This window comes from Pseudomonas sp. FFPRI_1 (assembly GCF_055384485.1).
In genome coordinates this window covers 7159086-7177633 of sequence record NZ_AP029168.1, presented here as the reverse complement: position 1 = coordinate 7177633, position 18548 = coordinate 7159086, and the positions used below count along the sequence as shown (strand labels likewise).

Below are 18548 nucleotides of genomic sequence, written 5' to 3'. Positions count from 1 at the left end.
GATATTTCGCGGCTTGCAGGGGTTTTCCACAGTCGCTGAGGTCCCAGGCCCCAGTTGCCCCCAAAGTCTGTTGGCCGTTCTGTGGATAAGGTGTTCGCCTTCCGCTACAGGCCTTTTAATACGGGTGTTCCAGAGCTTTGTTCAATAATTGATCAATTACGGGAAAAACGGCAGTTTGCCCATAAGTCACGGATTTTCTTGCCGTTGCCCACTGAAATATCCCCAACGCCTGGGCACTTGCCCACAGTTGCTGTGGGTCAAGCTGTGGACAAGATGTTTGCGCAAGGCTGCAGCCCGCGTAATCCATAGCGTGTACGGCAATAGATCAAATTTCATACAGTTCTAATGGCTTTCTTGACAGTGCCATGTGGCCTGTCTTCACTGATGGCACAAGGACTTAGCAGCTACTTATCCACATTCGGTTCAGGGAGCGCAGGCAATGGATTGTCGTTTATCGCAGGTTTCCCCGATCCGGATTTCCCTACCTCGACGTACCCGGCGTCGCGCCGCCAACCAGCGCGCTCGTCTATAGCCCTGCCCGCGAGCCATCGGCTCCGACTCCATCACTGATCCCCCTGTTTGTGTTTCTGGCGCCAAGGCCTGCCTGTCCGGCTGCCTGCTGCGCGCTCGGCTTCACCCATTAGAGGCGACCCCAGAGTTGCCCCATCTGCCTGAGAGGAACTTTGTCATGACTCGGATCGCGACCCCCATCAGCGAGATCCAGGAACGCTACGACGTGATCGTCATCGGCTCAGGCTATGGCGGCGGCATTGCCGCTTCCCGTCTGTCCCGGGCCGGGCGCCGCGTCTGTCTGCTGGAGCGAGGGCGCGAGATCCAGCCCGGCGAGTACCCCAACACCCTGGCCACCGCCACCGAGGAGTTGCAGGTGCACGATCCCGACGGCCACATCGGTTCGCGCACCGGGCTATTCGACCTGCACGTCAATGCCCAGCAGAACGTGGTGGTCGGCTGCGGCCTGGGGGGCACTTCGCTGATCAACGCCAACGTCGCCCTGGAGCCCGAGCCCGGGGTGTTCGACGATCCGCGCTGGCCGCGGGCGGTACGCGAGCACCGCGATACCCTGCTCAAGGAGGGCTATGCCCGGGCCCGGGAGATGCTCAAGCCCAATCCCTATCCCGATTCGGCGCCGACCCTGCCCAAGCTCAAGGCCAACCAGAAGTCCGCGGAGTTCCTCAAGCAGGGCACGCATTTCTACAAGCCGCCGATCAACGTGACCTTCGCCAAGCTGCCCAACAACCTCAATCACGTCGGGGTCGAACAGTTGCCCTGCAACCACTGCGGCGACTGCGTCTCGGGCTGTAACAACAAGGCCAAGAACACCACCCTGATGAACTACCTGCCGGATGCCTGCAACCATGGCGCCGAGATCTTCTGCCAGGCCCAGGTGCGCTACCTGGAGCGTGACGGCGATGGCTGGATCGTGCACTTCCAGTACCTGGACAGCGGTCGCGAGAAGTTCTCGGCACCGACCCTGTTCGTCAAGGCCGACATCGTCGTGCTCAGTGCCGGCACCCTGGGCTCCACGGAAATCCTCCTGCGCTCCAAGGCCAAGGGCCTGTCCACCTCGGACCAGCTGGGCGAGCACATGAGCGGCAACGGCGACATCCTCGGCTTCGGCCACAACTGTGAGCAGACCATCAACGGCATCGGTTTCGGCACCCACCCGGCCAGTGAGATGGAGCCGGTGGGACCGTGCATCACCTCGATCATCGACATGCGTACCCAGGGCGACTGGCGCAGCCGCATGGTCATTGAGGAAGGCTCGATCCCCGGCGCCCTGGGCCGGGCCATGGTACCGAGCATGGCGCTGTTCGCCGGGACCCTGGGCAAGGCCACCGACGACAGCCTCAGTGGCAAGCTGGGGTACAAGGAACGCGAGGCCGAAAGCTTCCTGCGCGGGCCCTACCACGGTGCGCTGCACAACATGCAGACCTACCTGATCATGAGTCATGACAATGGTCGCGGTCGCATGCTGCTGGACGCCAAGGATCAGCTGCGCATCGATTGGCCGGGGGTTGGCCAGCAACCCAACGTGATTCTTGGCAATGAGCGCCTGTACCAGAGCACCAAGGCGCTGGGCGGAGTCTGGGTGGAGAACCCGATCTGGACCAAGCTGCTCAAGCACAGCATCGTCTCGGTGCACCCGCTGGGTGGCTGTGTGATGGGTGAAGATGCCGGCCAGGGCGTGGTCAACCACAAGGGCCAGGTGTTCAGCGGCGCCAGCGGCAACCAGGTCTATCCCGGGCTGTATGTGGCGGACGGCGCGGTGATTCCCACCTCGCTGGCGGTCAATCCGTTGCTGACCATTTCAGCGGTCAGCGAGCGCAACATGCGCCTGCTGGCAGAGGATCGCGGCTGGAAGATCGACTACAGCCTGCCCTCGGCCCCGAGCAAGGCGGTGGCGGCGCCGACCCTGGGGGTACAGTTCACCGAAACCATGAAGGGCTATTTCTCCAACGCCTTCACCCAGCCCCAGGGCACCGACCTGGCGCTCTATGAGGCGGCGGCCAAGCGCGGCGAGGCGCAGAACTCGCCTATCGAATTCACCCTGACCATCACGGCCAACGACCTCAATCGGATGATCAAGGAGCCCGAGCACGCCGCGACCCTGGTGGGCACCCTGGAGGCTCCGGCGCTGTCGGCACAACCCCTGGTGGCCAGCCACGGGGTGTTCAACCTGTTCGAGGAGTTCCAGCAGCAGGTCGGCGTGCGCCACATGAACTACGACATGCGCCTGAGTGCCGAGGACGGCAACGAGTACTATTTCAGCGCCTTCAAGACCGTGCCCGAGGATCACGGGGTACTGAATATCTGGCCCGATACCAGCACCCTGTACGTAACCCTGTACCGCGGCCAGGACAAGAGCGGCCCGGTGCTGGGCTCCGGGGTGATGCACATTCTGCCGGCGGACTTCGCCAAGCAGATGACCACCATGAAGGTGCTCAACGCGCGCAACGAGCGTGAGCGCATCGAGGCCCTGGCGCGTTTTGGCAAGTTCTTCGCCGGGATTCTCTGGGAGAGCTACGGCGGCGTGTTCGCCGGGGACATCTACTTCAACCCCGACGCGCCACCACGGATCAAGCGGCCCCTGGATGCGCCGGTGCCGACGGTGCAGTTCTTCGAGACCGAAGACCGGGTGCAGCTGCGCCTGACCCGCTACCAGGCCGGCAGCAAAGGCCCGGTGATGTTGGTCCATGGCCTGGGCGTGGGCTCCAACATCTTCTCCACCGACACCATCCAGACCAACCTGCTGGAGTACCTGTGCAAGCACGATTATGACGTCTGGCTCCTGGATTTCCGGGTCAGCATCCTGTTGCCGGCGAGCAAGCAGGAGTGCAATGGCGACCAGATCGCCGCCTATGACTTCAAGGCCGCCATCGGCCAGATCAAGCAGGCCACCGGCGCCCGGGACGTGCAATGCGTGGTGCATTGCTATGGCGCCACGACCTTCTTCATGTCGTTGCTGGCGGGCCTGCAGGACGTGCGTTCGGTAGTCTGCTCGCAGATCGCCGCCGACACCGTGGTGGCCACCGCTACCGGGATCAAGGCTGGCCTGCACCTGCCGGGAGTGCTCGACGCCATTGGCATCAAGTCCCTGACCGCCTATGCCGACAGCAAGGAAAGCTGGTTCAACAAGCTCTACGACACGGCCCTCAACGGCTATGCCCGGCTTGAGGCCCAGGGCTATTGCACCAACCCGGTGTGCCACCGCATCACCTTCATGTACGCCTCGCTGTACCGCCACGACACCCTCAACCAGAGCCTGCACGACAACCTGCACGAGCTGTTCGGCGCCTCCAATATCGAGACCTTCGAGCACCTGGCGCTGATCTGTCGCAAGGGGCACCTGGTGGACTTCAAGGGGCGTGACGTCTACATGCCGCATTTTGACCGGCTGAAGTTGCCGATCTGCTTTATCAGCGGCGCCGACAACCAGTGCTACCTGCCGCAAAGCACCCTGAAAACCTATGAACGTCTGTGCCAACTCCATGGCCCCGAGTTGTTCAGCCGCCACGTGGTGCCAGGTTACGGGCATATCGACTGCATTTTCGGCAAGAACGCCGTGGTGGATGTGTACCCGCTGATGCTGGCGCACCTGGAGAAGACCGCCCAGGGCTGACGACGGCCGGCTCGCGGCCTGCGGCGCGCCCGTACCGCAGCCGGGCTTGGCGATAGGTACCGCAGGGCAGGCTCCGGGAGCCTGCCCTGCGGCAGCGGCTACACATGGATGCAGGGAAGGCTCAGATGAACGCTTATATCCGCTGGTTCCAACGCTTTATCTGGCTGGGCATCGCCATGAACATGGTGTTCGCCCTGCCGGCGCTGTTTGCCCCGGCATTGCTGACCGCGGTGGTCGGCCTGCCGCCGGTGCTGTCCGATCCCTGGCTGGAAAACGCCGGCATGCTGCTGGTGGGCATCAGCCTGTTCTACATGCCTTCGGGCTGCAACGCGCCGCGCTTCGTGGTGCATTCCTGGCTGTGCGTACTGTCGCGGCTGATAGCCGTGGCGTTCTGGATCTACCTGATCGACACCAGCAACCAGGCCACGGTGTTCGTGCCCATGCTGATGGGCGACCTCAGCATGTTCCTGATCCTCGGCATCCTCCTGTACCTGGGTAGCGCCCCGGCCAACCGGCCCTGGGCCTTGCTCTGTGCCGGGCTGCACGACTGGCGCCAGTACTGGGCCGCGTGCTGGAAGCGCCACAGCTTTCGCGTGGCCAGCCTGGTCCTGCTGCTGGTCCTGGGGGTGGTCGGCTATGCCACCTGGGTCAACATGATTCGCGAGGTGCCCCAGCCAGCGGAAGCTTCCGACGAGGATCACTTCAAGTACGCCGCCATCGGCCTGGGGATCGAGGCGCGGATTCCCTACTACCTGTTTGCCGTCCTGCCGCAGATGTGCCCGGAAAAACTCCCGCGCCCCGGTGGCTACGAGGTCTTCGGCTTTCTGTATGAGAATGGCCGGGACCTGCCGGTGGGCATGGCCAAGCGTCAGTTGGGCTACCCCACGGTGGAGCCCAACTGCGCTCTGTGCCACACCGGTGCCTACCGCGCCAGTGCCAGCGATGTATCCCAGGTGGTGCCCACCGCTCCGGCCAACTTGATGCAGCTCCAGGCCTTCCAGTGGTTCGCCTACGATTGCGCCAGCGATCCGAAATTCACCGTGGACGCGGTGATGAACGCGATCAACGCCAAGTTCCAACTGGGCTTTGTCGAGCGCCTGTACAACCGCTACCTGATCATCCCCATGGCCAAGAGCGCGCTGCTCAAGCAGAAGCAGGCCTATGCCTGGCAGAAGCTGCGGCCGCAGCAGGGCCCGGGGCGCACCGACACCTTCAACCCGACCAAGATGGTGGTGTTTGGCTTCCCCGACGATTCCACCATCGGCACCGTGGATCTGCCGCAGATCTGGAACCAGAAGCCCCGGGAATCGATGTACCTGCACTGGGACGGCAACAACAACCAGATCCGCGAGCGCAACTACGCCGCGGCAATGGCGGTGGGCGCGACCCCGGAATCGGTGCTGCCCCAGAGTTTCAATCGGGTCACCAACTGGCTGCTAGGGCACCAGCCACCGGCCTGGCCGTTCGCCATCGATCAGGCCAAGGCCGCCCAGGGCAAGCCGCTGTGGGAGGCCAACTGCGCCGGCTGCCATGATTTCGGCAAGGCCGATACCGGGCAGGTCACCACCAATATCCAGGCACTGGGCACCGACCCCCATCGCCTGGACTCCTTCACCAGCGGCCTGGTGCAAGCCTTCCACGGCTTCAAGAAGCCGCCTTTCGACTTCGGCGCCTATCGCAAGACCCAGAGCTACAGCAACACCCCCACCGACGGCATCTGGCTGCGCGCGCCCTACCTGCACAACGGCTCGGTGCCGAGCCTCTGGGACCTGTTGCAGGCCCCGGAGTTGAGGCCCCAGGTGTTCTACACCGGCTCGGATGTGTATGACCCGCAGAAGGTCGGCTTCATCACCAGTGGCGCGGCGCTACAGGGGCCGGGCCACTTCAAGTACGACACCCACCTGGAGGGCAACAGCAACAGCGGCCATGTGTACGGCACGCAACTCTCCGACCTGCAGAAATGGCAGTTGATTGAATACATGAAGACCCTGTGACGCCCGTTCGGCGCCTGTGCAAAGGGACCATCAAGAGGGATGCCAGCATGTCATTTGTGAGCAATCTGGAACATGAATACGAACAGGTGAAAGCCCGAGTCGACGGCTTGCTGGCCAGGCTCGACCTGGCCTGGAAAAAACTCCGCAGCCAGCTTGAGCCGCAGGAGCTGCAGGCAATCGTGCAGCTGCTGCAGCGCGCCCATGATCAGGCGCAGTACGCCCTCATTCACGGCGACTTACCCCCCGGGCAGGCGCCGGTGCCCTGGGAGCTGGCCCACGGTCTGTCGGTGCTGCACCTGGGGAACGCCTCGCCCTTGCCGCAAACGGTGGACGAATTGAAGACCCAGGTGATGAAGGACGGCACCCTGCTGGGCTGTCGCCAATGGGAGCTGCTGGACCTGCGCTGGAGCGAGGCCCTGCTCAACTGGATCGAGAACCTGCGCAAGCACGCGCCCTTCGGCACCACGCCGGCGCTGATCGAGATGGCCGACAACGTAGTGCTGGACATGGCCGGGGACTGGGGCACCGGGTATTTCCAGCCCGATTCGGCAGCGCAGCGGGTGGCGGACCTGATCACCCAGGACAAGCCGGATTTCACCATCCACCTGGGCGATGTGTATTACGCCGGCACCGGCAGTGAAGAGAACGCCGACCTCACGGACTGGCCCATGGGCAGCCAGGCGTCGTTCAGCCTCAACTCCAACCACGAGATGTACAGCGGTGCCCACGGCTACTTTGCCGAGATCCAGACGTTGTTTCCCAAGCAGCAGGGCACCAGCTACTTTGCCCTGTTCAACAGCCACTGGCTGATCGTCGGCCTGGACAGCGCCTATGCCGCCGACGAAATGAACCTGTACATGGACGGCAACCTGAACCCGCCGCAGCAGCAATGGCTCAAGGACCTGGTGGCCAGCAAGGGGCAGGGGCGCCGGATCATCGTGCTCAGCCATCACCAGGGGCTGGATATCAGCGGGCAGCAGCAGACAGCGCTGTACCAGCAGGTGGTCGCGGCCCTGGGGCGGGTGCCGGACTACTGGTATTGGGGGCACCTGCACAATGGCATCTGCTACGCGCCCAGTGCCGGCATGTACGGACGCTGCATCGGTCACGGGGCGATTCCCTATGGCCCCACCAGCGAGCTCAAGGGCAACCCCCGGGTGCAGTGGTCGGAAACCTTGTCCGCCGATGACCCGAACTATCCGCTGCGGGTGCGCAACGGTTACGTGAGGGTGAAGTTGCAGGGCGAGATGATCACGGAGGACTTCATTGGCGAGAATGGTGCCACTAGCTGGCCGCTTCGTTGACACTGGAAAAGGATTCGCAACAGGTCCAGAAACGTTCGAGGGCGGGTGAGACAAACTTTTCGCCATGACGTAGAAGATAGAAGTGCCGCCGCAACGGCGGCAGGTCACTGCTGAGGGCGATCAGTGAGCCACAGCTCAGTTGCTCCTCGACCACCCAGCGTGAAAGGCAACTGATTCCCAGGCCTGCGGCCACGCTGTGCTTGATGGCTTCGGACCCGCCCATCACCAGGGTATCCGGCAAATAGTGCAGCTGTGGCAACAGCAGGTGGTTGACCTCATCGCGCGTGCCGGAGCCGTCTTCTCGCAGCAGCCAGCGAGCCTGGCGCAGTGCCTCGAGCGACACTCGGCCCTGGTTGGCAAACGGGTGGAATGGGGCCGCTACCAGGATGAGGTCATCCTCAAGCCAGGGCTCCACCAGCAGGTGGGGTGAGCGGCATGGCCCTTCGATCAGGCCTACGTCGGCATCGAATCCCTGTACCTGATCGATCACCGTGCCGGTGTTGGCAATGTTGATGGTGACCTGGATGTTCGGATGCGTCTTCTGGAACGAGGCCAGCAACCGTGGCAACACGTAATTGCCGATGGTGCTGCTGGCCGCCACCGCGAGGTTGGCCGGCATGCTGGCTGCGTTGCCAAACTGCTGTTGTAACTGCTGCACGTCATCCAGCAGGCGCAGCGCCTGTGGCAGCAGGGCACGGCCTGTTTCGTTGAGGTGCAGGCGCTTGCCTACGCGTTCGAACAGCTGGCTGCCAAGCTGCGCTTCCAGTTCGTTGAGGGCGGCGCTGGTCGCCGACTGTGACAGTGAAATGGATTCGGCAGCGGTGGTCGTGCTGCCTGTACGGGCGACCGCACAGAATATGTGTAGCTGACGGAAACTGAAGGCCATGGTCTTTACCTGTTTTTCAGGTATTTGATAGCGAAATTATCCGTTTAACAAATTTACTTGGTCGTCTTAAGGTTTAAGCGTTATCTCACCAGAGAAACTTCCCATGCATAGCCTCGCCGTCAATCTCGGGACCGGACAGCCGGACCCTGGTTTCCCGCCTCTGTCCCTGCCTGTTGCTGAGCCTTGTCTTGGCTTCACTGGCCTGCTCCTGGCCTGCGCCCCCTGATGCCGGCCTGAGCCGCAGTCATCCACCCGGAGAGACGTGATGAACCCTTTCGACAAACGCGGCGGCCTGGATCGTCGACACTTCCTGCAGGCCAGTGTTCTCGCGGGCCTGGGTCTGGCCACTCAACCTTTGCAAGCGTTGGCCGCAAGCCTGGAACAACAGCCTTTTGCCAATGGCGAACGGGAGCTGGTCGCTTACCCGCAGAAGCGGCCGCTGATGCGCATCACCACTCGTCCACCCCACCTGGAGACCCCGTTCGAGGTGTTCAACCAGGGACTCTTGACCCCCAATGATGCGTTCTTCGTGCGCTATCACCTGGCCAACATTCCCACCCGGATTGATCCGGGTACCTATCGTCTGAAGGTGTTCGGTTGTGTACGCCAGCCGCTGGACCTGAGCCTGCAAGCACTGAAGGCACTGGGGGACCCGGTGGAGGTGGTTGCAGTGAACCAGTGCTCGGGCAACAGTCGCGGCTATTTCGAACCTCGGGTTTTTGGCGCGCAACTGGGACATGGTTCCATGGGCAACGCGCGCTGGATCGGTATGCCGTTGCGCAGGGTGCTGGAGCAGGCCGGGGTCGAGGACAACGCCGTTCAAGTAACCGTTCGCGGCCTCGACCAACCCATCCTGCCGGCAACGCCGACGGTAACCAAGGCGCTGGACATCAACCATGCACTGGCCCCGGAGCCGTTGATCGCCTGGAGCATGAATGGTGAGGATCTGCCCTTTCTCAATGGCTACCCGATCCGTCTGATCGTGCCGGGCTACTACGGCACCTACTGGATCAAGCACCTGAGTGAAATCGAAGTCATTGATCATGATTTCCAGGGGTTTTTCATGAGCAAGGCCTATCGCGTGCCCGACAACCAGAGCCTGTCTGTAGCGCCCGGTAGTGAACTGACGGCCAGCCGCCCGATCGCGGTTTTGCCGGTGCGCTCATTCGTCACCAGTGTGCACAGTGGACAGCGCCTGCCGATGGGGAAATTGCAGGTCTTGCGCGGCATTGCCTTCGACGGCGCCGGTGCCGGTATCCAGAGCGTGGAGTTTTCCGATGACAACGGCCGTACCTGGCACGCCACCCGCCTGGGTGAAAGCCTGGGGGTCTACTCGTTTCGCGAATGGCTGGCGGACTGGCGACCGCGTCAGCGCGGCATCGTCCAGCTACTGGTACGAGCACGCAACGTTCAGGGCCAGACCCAGCCAATGACACCGACCTGGAACCCCGGTGGCTATGCCCGGCACTCCGTCGAGTCACTGCAACTGCAGATTATTTGAAAGGGCCTCATTCCATGAGCAGACTTCCTTGCCTCCGGGTCACCGTGCTATTGGCGGCCCTCGTTTTACTCACGGGCTTGCAGATGAGCTGGGCCGCTCCACTGAGCCTCGAACTGCCAGCGGAAACCGCGCGCTACGAGCCGTCATCCCTGCCGGGCTATGCCATTGCCAACGCCAAATGCAGCATTTGCCATTCAGCGGACTATATCCAGTTGCAACCACCTGGCATGAGCCTGCAGCAGTGGCGCGGCGAGGTGGCCAAGATGCAGCATGCCTTTGGTGCGCCGGTCGATGATCGAGAGGGGGATGCGATTGCAGCCTACCTGGAGCAAACCTATTCGGGAGAGCCTCGCGCCAAGGTCGCGGAGCCGCCAGTGGCAAGCGTACAGGGCAGCGTCCGGCAGGACGCCATGAGCGTACTCAATGCCAACGGGTGTCTGGGGTGTCATGCCATTGATCATCAAGTGGTCGGTCCGGCCTATCAGGCAGTCGCCGAGCGTTACCGTAACGATCCCAAGGGCGAGCAGACACTCATCGAGCATATTCGAGAGGGCGGCGTAGGGCGCTGGGGAGCAATCCCGATGCCGCCTTTTTCGACCCTGAGTGAGGTGCAGCTCAAGACGCTCAGCGAGTTCATCCTCGGGCAGCCTGAGACCGCGCCTTAGTCGTAGCCGCCTGGAAGACAGCTGGAAAATAGCGTTCAGGCAGCCATTGCAGGAGCGAGCAGGCTCGCCCCTGCAAGAGCGTGTCAGCCGTGTACGGGTACGCCCTTGAGATAAGGCGCCGGTTCCGCACCGAGGTTGCTCAGCATGCGCTCGCTGTACCAGTCGACGAAGTTGACCACGCCGAACTCGTAGGTCTTGGAGTACGGACCCGGCTGGTAGGCGGTGGAGTTGATGCCGCGCTGGTTCTCTTCCGCCAGGCGCCGGTCCTGGGCGTTGGTGGCGTCCCATACCTGGCGCATGCGCTCGACGTCGTAGTCCACGCCTTCCACCGCGTCCTTGTGCACGATCCACTTGGTGGTGACGATGGTTTCCTGGGCGCTGATGGGCCACACGGTGAACACGATGATGTGATCGCCCATGCAGTGGTTCCACGAGTGCGGCAGGTGCAGGATGCGCATCGAGCCCAGGTCCGGGTTCTTGATCCGCCCCATCAGCTTGGCGCAGCCCTGCTTGCCGTCCAGGGTCATGGACACGGTGCCCTTGAGCAGCGGCATGCGCACGATGCGGTTGCGCAGGCCGAAGCTGGCGTGGGCGTAAGGGATCTTCTCGGCTTCCCAGGCGGCGGCGGAGGCAGCCACGTGGTCCTTGAAGGCCTGGTCGGCCCGCGGGTCGGTGACGTCGTCCCATTCCAGCAGGGTTTTCAGCAATTCGGGGTGCGAGCCGCCGCAGTGGTAGCACTCGCGGTTGTTCTCCAGCACCAGCTTCCAGTTGGCCTTTTCGTGCAAGGTGGTCTGCACCGCCACCTTGGTGTTCTCCATGTCGTAGGGCTCCATGTAATGGGCCAGGGTGGAGAGGAAGTCGTCGATGGCCGGCGGGTTCTCGGCCAGGGAGATGAAGATGTAGCCGCCGGCAGTCTTCACGTTCACCGGTTTCAGGCCGTACTGCTTCATGTCGAAGTCGGCGCCCATCTCGGTGCCGGCGAACAGCAGGCGGCCGTCCAGTTCGTAGGTCCACTGGTGGTAGTGGCAGACCAGCTTGGCCACCTTGCCCTTGTCGCTGGTGCACAGCCGTGAGCCGCGGTGGCGGCAGACGTTGTGGAAGGCGTGGACCACGCCGTCGGCGCCGCGGATGACGATGATCGGGTTCTTGCCGATCTGCAGGGTGATGTAGTTGCCCTTGGTGGGAATCTCGCAGGTCATGCCGGCGATCAGCCATTCCTTCTGGAAGATCTCCTGCATGTCGATATCGAACAGCCTTTCATCGCAGTAGAACGGCTGCGGCAGGGAAAAGGTCCGTTCGCGTTCCTGCAGCATCTGTGCAGTGGCCTTGCGTGCGGGTTCCAGTGGATCGCCCAAGCTCAGGGTTGCGGTGACGTCCATCGTTCAAGTCCTCATGGCCGTTCGGTGCGGCCGGCGAATTAAATAGTGGCTACGGTGGGTGCTACGCAAGTCACGAAAAATCGGCTGTCGTGTTGGAGGCGAGTGTGGGTCCGCAGACGCCTTGAACCTTATCCATGGGCGACATGGCCCAATCTGTTCCCGACGCGCAAGCCCCTGTACCTGGGGGCTGGTCGCGATAAGCATGTGAATGTCGCAGATAGGTAAATGGGCGCGAGAAGCCTTACGCAGAATCGCTGACAAGACGCCGACGCCCGGCCGTGGAGATCAGCATGTCCAACACCTTCCTCAACCCGGTCACCACCCAGACCTGGGCCAATGGCCGTCACATCGTCCGTTGCGTCAAAGTCATCCAGGAAACCTGGGACGTGCGGACCTTCTGCTTCATGGCCGACCAGCCGATCATGTTCTTCTTCAAGCCCGGGCAGTTCGTCACCCTGGAGCTGGAGATCGAAGGCCTGCCGGTGATGCGCTCCTACACCATCTCCAGCTCGCCGTCGGTGCCCTACAGCTTTTCGGTCACCATCAAGCGCGTGCCGGGGGGCAAGGTTTCCAACTGGCTGCACGACACCCTGCACGAGGGCCAGGAACTGGCAGTGCACGGGCCGGTGGGGCTGTTCAACGCCATCGACTTTCCGGCGCCGAAGATCCTCTACCTCAGCGGCGGCGTCGGCATTACCCCGGTGATGTCCATGGCGCGCTGGTTCTACGACACCAATGCCAACGTCGACATGGTGTTCATCCACAGCGCCCGCTCACCCAAGGACATCATTTACCACCGCGAGCTGGAGCACATGGCGTCGCGGATCGACAACTTCAGCCTGCACCTGATCTGCGAGAAGCACGGCCTGGGCGAGCCCTGGGCCGGTTATCGCGGTTACCTGAACCACAAGATGCTGGAACTGATGGCCCCGGACTTCCTCGAGCGGGAAGTGTTCTGCTGCGGCCCCACGCCTTACATGAGCGCGGTCAAGCGCCTGCTGGAAGCCGCCGGTTTCGACATGACGCGCTACCACGAGGAGTCCTTCGGCGCGACCCCGGCCGAAGCCCGGGCCGATGCCGTGGAGCACGCCGAACAGGCGGCCGAGGCGCCGGAACCGGACCTGGCGGACCTGCATCAGGTGGAGTTCACCGCTTCGGGCAAGAGCATCCGCGTGGCCCCGGGGGAAACCGTGCATGCGGCCGCGGCCAAGCTCGGCCTGATGATTCCCAAGGCCTGCGGCATGGGTATCTGCGGCACCTGCAAGGTGCTCAAGCTGGGGGGCGAGGTGGAGATGGAGCACAACGGCGGGATCACCGAGGAAGACGAAGCCGAAGGCTACATCCTGTCCTGCTGCAGCGTGCCCAAGGGCGACGTGCGGGTGGAGTTCTGATCGCCGCCAAGCCGGCTCCTACACCCGTTTCCTGTAGGAGCTGGCTGGCCAGCGAACCGAGACAACCAGGTTACTGATACAGCGCCGGGCGCCGATCCAGGTGCACATGGTTATGTTCACTGATGGACTTGTGCCAGGCCTGGGCCAGGTCCAGGTCCGCCAGCAACAGTTGTTCACGGCGCTCCCGATCCTTGCCCGCCAGGGGATAGCCGTCGGCATCGACAATGGTCGAGCCTCCGACCCAGTCCACTCCACGCTCTTCCCCGCAGCGATCGCAGGCGGCAATGAACATTCGGTTGACCGCCGCATTGGCCTGGACCCGGACCATTTCCGCCGGGCGCTCGCTGGCCGGGCGCGGGCCGTCCGGCCAGTTCACTGGGGCGCATAGCAGGGCGGCGCCGGCCAGGGCGGGCAGGCGCACCCACTCGGGGAACTCCAGGTCGTAGCAGATCATCATGGCGATCGGCCCGAAGCGCGTGGCCACCACCGGCGGCGGTTCGTCGCCGGCGGTGAAGATCAGGTTTTCCTGATCCCACAGGTGGGCCTTGCGGTACACCGTCAGGCTGCCCTCGGGCTCGATCAGCGCGGCGCTGTTGGCCACGCGTTCATCGTCCAGGCGCTCGCAGAAACCGGCGACTATCACCACCTGCAGTTCCTCGGCGAGGCTTTTCCACAGGCTCAGGGTCGGCCCGTCGAGGGGCTCGGCCAGGGCCAGGGCCTCTTTCAGGTCGGTGAACACATAGCCGCTTTGCACCAGTTCGGGCAGCACCACCACCTGGGCGCCGCGGGCGGCGGCCTGGCGGATGGCCTCGGCGCTGAGGGTGCGGTTGTAGTCCAGGTCGCCGATCCGTGGCGCCAGCTGCTGGCAGGCCACTTTCAGGGTGGGCTGGGGAATCATTGGGCGCCTCCTTCCAGTTGCTGTTCGCTGGCCTGGATGGCCAGACGCTCCGCATCCAGGTCGAGGTTGCGGGTCAGGCCCCAGTAAACCAGCCCGGCCACGGCCAGGCCAATCACGAAGGCAATGTCGGCGCCGCCCAGTGCCACCGACAAGGGCCCCTGGTAGAAGCTCAGGGACATGAACGGCACCATTGCCAGCAGGCCGAGGAAGTACGCCAGCAGCCCGGCGCTGGACCAGCGGCCGTAGATCCCGGCGGGGTTGAAGATGTCGCTGATGGCGTAGCGGCCTTTGCGCACCAGGTAGAAGTCCGCCAGGTTGACCGCGGTCCAGGGCACCAGGAAATACAGCATCAGCAGCACGAAGGTGTTGAAGCTGCCCAGGTAGCTTTCGGGAATGTTCATGGCGATCAGGAAGATCACTACCGCCACCAGCAGGATCCCGGTCACCCGGCTCTTGAGGTTGGGCTTGATCGATTTGAAACCGTCGATGGCGCTGATGCCGGTGAGCATGGCGCCGTAGCAGTTGACTGCCATGATGCCCACCAGCGCCGGCACCGCGATCAGCACGGTGAAGGTGCCGAACCCGGGAATCACCCGGTTGCCCACTTCGCGCACGCTGGCGATGGCGTCCGGCGAAGGCAGGGCGGAAGCCAGAAAGGCCCCCAGGGACATCAGCCACAGGGCCGAGCCGGCAGCGCCCAGGTAGGTCCAGAAGATCACCTGGCGTGACGGCGTCTTGTGCGGCAGGTAGCGCGAGTAGTCGGAGACGTACACCGAATAGCTGATCTGGTAGCCGGCGGCGGCCGACAGCTGGATCAGGAACGCCGACCAGGAAAAGTGCGCATCGGCCACTGCGGCGTCGGCCTGCAGGGTCAGCAGGGCGCTGACGGTCAGCACTGCGAACACGCTGATCATCACGTAGGTCAGCCAGCGTTGCACGGTGTGCAACAGGTCATGGCCGATCACCGCGATCAGTACCGCGACAGCGATCATCAAGGTGTACCAGGGCGCCCGGGCGCCGGGAATCACCGTGTTGATGGCGTCAGTGGCGAGGATCACGTTGAACACGTTGAAGCCGATGTAGACGAACACCACCGCGGTGAAGGGCACGATGGCGCCCCGCAGGCCGAACTGGGCGCGGGACTGGATCATCTGCGGCAGGCCCATGCGCGGGCCCTGGTTGGCGTGGAAGGCCATGCAGAAGGTGCCCAGGCACACGCCGATGACGATCGCCAGGATCGCATATTGCAGGCTCAGGCCCAGGGCTGCGCCGGTGAAGCCGGTGACCATGGTGGTGAGCACGAAGTTGCCGGTGAACCAGAACGGGCCCTGGTGCCAGACCTTGCCGTGGCGTTCATCGCGGGGCACATAGTCGATGGAGCGGGTCTCGATCTTCAGGCCGGGAGGCGGGGCTTTCTCGGTGACGCAAGAAGAGGTCGTCATGGGGTACAGCCTTGTTTTTATAGGTCGACCCTGGAGTCTCGGACAAACGCAGCGGTTGTTGAATCAGTGGGGGCAAATAATCAGTTCAGGAATCTGTGAACTGATGGCGGCCGGAGGAGGCATTGGAGGGATTTGCGCCTGGCTTGCGGGCCTCTTCGCTGGCAAGCCAGCTCCTACGGGAGAGGGGCTGGCGCGGCCCTTGTAGGAGCCGGCTTGCCGGCGAAGGCGTCGGCGGGATTGGCGTCTGGCTTGCGGGCCTCTTCGCTGGCAAGCCAGCTCCTACGGGAGGGGAGAGGGCGTGGCCCTTGTAGGAGCCGGCTTGCCGGCGAAGGCGTCGGCGGGATCGGCGCCTGGCTTGCGGGCCTCTTCGCTGGCAAGCCAGCTCCTACGGGAGAGGAGCTGGCACGGCCCTTGTAGGAGCCGGCTTGCCGGCGAAGGCGTCGGCGGGATCGGCGCCTGGCTTGCGGGCCTCTTCGCTGGCAAGCCAGCTCCTACGGGAGAGGGGCTGGCGCAGCCTTTGTAGGAGCCGGCTTGCCGGCGAAGGCGTCGGCGGGATTTGCGCCTGGCTTGCGGGCCTCTTCGCTGGCAAGCCAGCTCCTACGGGAGAGGAGCTGGCGCGGCCTTTGTAGGAGCCGGATTGCCGGCGAAGGCGTCGCAAGGATCGACGCCTGGCTTGCGGGTCAGGCGCTCATCACCGTGCGGATATCCGCCGCCAGTTCCCGCACCCGTTCTTCCTCGGTGTCCCAGGAGCACATGAAACGCGCGCCACCCTTGCCGATGAAGGTATAGAAGCGCCAGCCCTTGGCCGTCAGCGCGGCAATCGCCGGTTCCGAAAGCTGCAGGAACACGCCGTTGGCCTGCACCGGGAACATCAGCTCAACGCCGGGAATGTCTTCCACCAGCTTGGCCAGCAACTGTGCGCAGTGGTTGGCGTGGCGCGCGTACTTGAGCCAGGCGTCGTTTTCCAGCAAACCGACCCAGGGCGCCGAGAGAAAGCGCATTTTTGAGGCCAGTTGCCCGGCCTGCTTGCAGCGGTAGTCGAAGTCTTCCGCCAGCTTGTGGTTGAAGAACAGGATCGCCTCGCCCACCGCCATGCCGTTTTTCGTGCCGCCAAAGCACAGCACGTCGACCCCGGCTTTCCAGGTCAGCTCCGCCGGGGTGCAGCCGAGGAAGGCGCAGGCATTGGAGAAGCGTGCGCCGTCCATGTGCAGGTTCAGCCCCAGTTCCTTGCAGGTGGCGCTGATGGCGCGAACTTCTTCCGGGGTGTAGACGCTGCCCACTTCGGTGGCCTGGGTCAGGGTCACCACCCGCGGCTTGGGGTAGTGGATGTCCTGGCGCTTGAGGGCCACCTCGCGGATCGATTCCGGGGTCAGCTTGCCGTTATGGGTGCCGGCGATCAGCAACTTGGAGCCGTTGGAGAAAAATTCCGGGGCGCCGCATTCGTCGGTCTCGACGTGGGCGGTTTCCGAGCAGATCACGCTGTGGTAACTCTGGCACAGCGACGACAGCGCCAGGGAGTTGGCGGCGGTGCCGTTGAAGGCGAAGAACACTTCACAGTCGGTTTCGAAGAGTTTGCGGAAATGATCCGAGGCGCGAGCGGTCCACTGGTCGTCGCCGTAAGCGCGCTCGTGGCCGTGATTGGCCTGCTCCATGGCTGCCCAGGCTTCAGGGCAGATGCCGGAGTAGTTGTCGCTGGCGAATTGTTGGCTCTTGTCGGTCATGGCCGGCTCCGTGGTCGATGATGGTGCGCACTTTAACCAAGAATAATGGCCCAGCACACGCTCTGTTTATGCCGGAATAATGCATGGCCTATAAGGATTTATGCGTGACGCGATGCTGAAACCCGATACTGCCCGGCGCGACGGGGCACTGGATGCGCTGAAATGGCTGGCGCTGCTGAGCATGGTCCTCGATCACCTGCGATATGTGGGCCTGAGCCTGGACTGGCTGTACGTACCCGGGCGCCTAGCGTTTCCCTGGTTCTGCCTGGCCATGGCGGTGAATCTGACCCGGGCCAGGGTTGAAACCGACAACCGACCGGGACAATGGCGTTACCTGGGCTGGTTGTTGCTGTTCAGCCTGCTGAGCGAGATTCCCTATCGCCTGTTCATTCCAGACCCCGACACCTTGAATGTCCTGCCCACCTTGGCCCTGGGGCTGCTGGTGGCCCGGGGCTGGCAGCGACGCCAGGGCCTGGACCTGGGGCTTGGCCTGCTGGCCTTGCTGCTGGCGGTGGTTTTCAGTGAGCGGCTGATGTTCGGCGCCTTCGGGGTGCTGCTGCCGCTGGCTCTGGTGCTGGTGCTGCGTCGGCCCTGGTATTTCAGCCTGCTGCCTGGGGCGCTGTGCCTGGCGGCCAATCTATGGCAAACCTTGTTCCCGGCGGCGCGCCTGGGCAACCCAGTGGCGACTTATGGTATTGCCGCCTGTCTGCTGGCGCCGTTGCTGGGGCTGTTGCTGCTGCAAACCTTGCACGGCCGCATGTTTCCGGCGATGCGCCGCTGGGCCTACCTGCTGTACCCGGCGCACTTTCTCCTGCTGTTGGCCCTGCGCACATCCCTGTAGGAGCCGGCTTGCCGGCGAAGGCGGCCGTCGGGTTTGCGCCTGGCTTGAGGGCCTCTTCGCTGGCAAGCCAGCTCCTACGGGGGGGTGGCCGCTTTTGTAGGAGCCGGCTTGCCGGCGAAGGCGGCCGTCGGGTTTGCGCCTGGCTTGAGGGCCTCTTCGCTGGCAAGCCAGCTCCTACGGGGGAGGTGGTGGCCGCTTTTGTAGGAGCCGGCTTGCCGGCGAAGGCGGCCGTCGGGTTTGCGCTCGGCTTTAGGGCCTCTTCGCTGGCAAGCCAGCTCCTACCGGGGAGGGGCGTTGCGGTGCGGGGGAGGGACAGGCCCGATCCAGAGCCGTTGGCGGGTGGCGCAGGCGGGCATCTATCCGTGGGCGCCAGGGCATGTCGTAA

The 18548-nt window shown here is 63.5% G+C and carries 12 protein-coding genes; 7 read left to right on the top strand and 5 right to left on the bottom strand.

Features of this window, described 5'->3' with window-relative positions; all coding sequences use genetic code 11:
* The first annotated feature begins 688 nt into the window (after positions 1-688).
* The 3 genes from ACZ5BO_RS32260 to ACZ5BO_RS32250 all read left to right on the top strand — a co-directional run bounded on the left by ACZ5BO_RS32260 (position 689) and on the right by ACZ5BO_RS32250 (position 7439).
* Positions 689-4141 carry a GMC oxidoreductase gene (locus ACZ5BO_RS32260; protein WP_464697464.1) on the top strand — a complete coding sequence of 1151 codons (3453 nt, stop codon included), beginning with the start codon at positions 689-691 and terminating at the stop codon, positions 4139-4141.
* Between the two features lie 125 nt (positions 4142-4266).
* On the top strand, positions 4267-6135 hold the full coding sequence (locus ACZ5BO_RS32255) for a c-type cytochrome (RefSeq protein WP_464697463.1): 1869 nt from the start codon (positions 4267-4269) through the stop codon (positions 6133-6135).
* Between the two features lie 47 nt (positions 6136-6182).
* A complete protein-coding gene (locus ACZ5BO_RS32250) occupies positions 6183-7439 on the top strand; it encodes a metallophosphoesterase family protein (protein WP_464697462.1) in 1257 nt (418 codons plus the stop codon).
* Here ACZ5BO_RS32250 and ACZ5BO_RS32245 read toward each other — a convergent pair.
* Positions 7420-8325: a LysR family transcriptional regulator gene (locus ACZ5BO_RS32245; RefSeq protein WP_464697461.1), complete on the bottom strand. Its 906-nt coding sequence runs from the start codon at positions 8323-8325 to the stop codon at positions 7420-7422. The two genes, ACZ5BO_RS32250 and ACZ5BO_RS32245, sit on opposite strands and share 20 nt — an antisense overlap.
* 265 nt (positions 8326-8590) lie before the next feature.
* Here ACZ5BO_RS32245 and sorA point away from each other — a divergent pair, with 265 nt between their 5' ends.
* Both sorA and sorB read left to right on the top strand, forming a co-directional pair.
* Positions 8591-9826 carry a SorA family sulfite dehydrogenase catalytic subunit gene (gene sorA / locus ACZ5BO_RS32240; RefSeq protein ID WP_464697460.1) on the top strand — a complete coding sequence of 412 codons (1236 nt, stop codon included), beginning with the start codon at positions 8591-8593 and terminating at the stop codon, positions 9824-9826.
* Positions 9827-9840: 14 nt separating this feature from the next.
* Positions 9841-10491, top strand: coding sequence for a SorB family sulfite dehydrogenase c-type cytochrome subunit (sorB, locus tag ACZ5BO_RS32235; protein WP_464697459.1), 651 nt, complete (start codon positions 9841-9843; stop codon positions 10489-10491).
* 83 nt (positions 10492-10574) lie between these two features.
* On the opposite strand, the gene gbcA is transcribed toward sorB, so the two are convergent.
* A complete protein-coding gene (gene gbcA, locus ACZ5BO_RS32230) occupies positions 10575-11870 on the bottom strand; it encodes a glycine-betaine demethylase subunit GbcA (RefSeq protein ID WP_025131181.1) in 1296 nt (431 codons plus the stop codon).
* 290 nt (positions 11871-12160) lie between these two features.
* Here gbcA and gbcB point away from each other — a divergent pair, with 290 nt between their 5' ends.
* Complete coding sequence (gene gbcB, locus ACZ5BO_RS32225) at positions 12161-13261, top strand: glycine-betaine demethylase subunit GbcB (protein ID WP_025131182.1); 1101 nt, start codon at positions 12161-12163, stop codon at positions 13259-13261.
* A 70-nt stretch (positions 13262-13331) separates the two neighbouring features.
* Here gbcB and ACZ5BO_RS32220 read toward each other — a convergent pair whose 3' ends face one another.
* The 3 genes from ACZ5BO_RS32220 to ACZ5BO_RS32210 all read right to left on the bottom strand — a co-directional run bounded on the left by ACZ5BO_RS32220 (position 13332) and on the right by ACZ5BO_RS32210 (position 17322).
* Positions 13332-14159: a nitrilase-related carbon-nitrogen hydrolase gene (locus ACZ5BO_RS32220; protein WP_025131183.1), complete on the bottom strand. Its 828-nt coding sequence runs from the start codon at positions 14157-14159 to the stop codon at positions 13332-13334.
* Entirely contained in the window at positions 14156-15601 is a 1446-nt protein-coding gene (locus tag ACZ5BO_RS32215; RefSeq protein WP_025131184.1) for a purine-cytosine permease family protein, read from the bottom strand. The genes ACZ5BO_RS32220 and ACZ5BO_RS32215 overlap by 4 nt, the downstream gene beginning before the upstream one ends.
* 680 nt (positions 15602-16281) lie before the next feature.
* Positions 16282-17322 carry a threonine aldolase family protein gene (locus ACZ5BO_RS32210; protein WP_464697458.1) on the bottom strand — a complete coding sequence of 347 codons (1041 nt, stop codon included), beginning with the start codon at positions 17320-17322 and terminating at the stop codon, positions 16282-16284.
* 100 nt (positions 17323-17422) lie between these two features.
* Between ACZ5BO_RS32210 and ACZ5BO_RS32205 the strand changes: the two genes are divergently transcribed.
* Positions 17423-18163 carry a TraX family protein gene (locus ACZ5BO_RS32205; RefSeq protein WP_464697457.1) on the top strand — a complete coding sequence of 247 codons (741 nt, stop codon included), beginning with the start codon at positions 17423-17425 and terminating at the stop codon, positions 18161-18163.
* Positions 18164-18548: the final 385 nt, after the last annotated feature.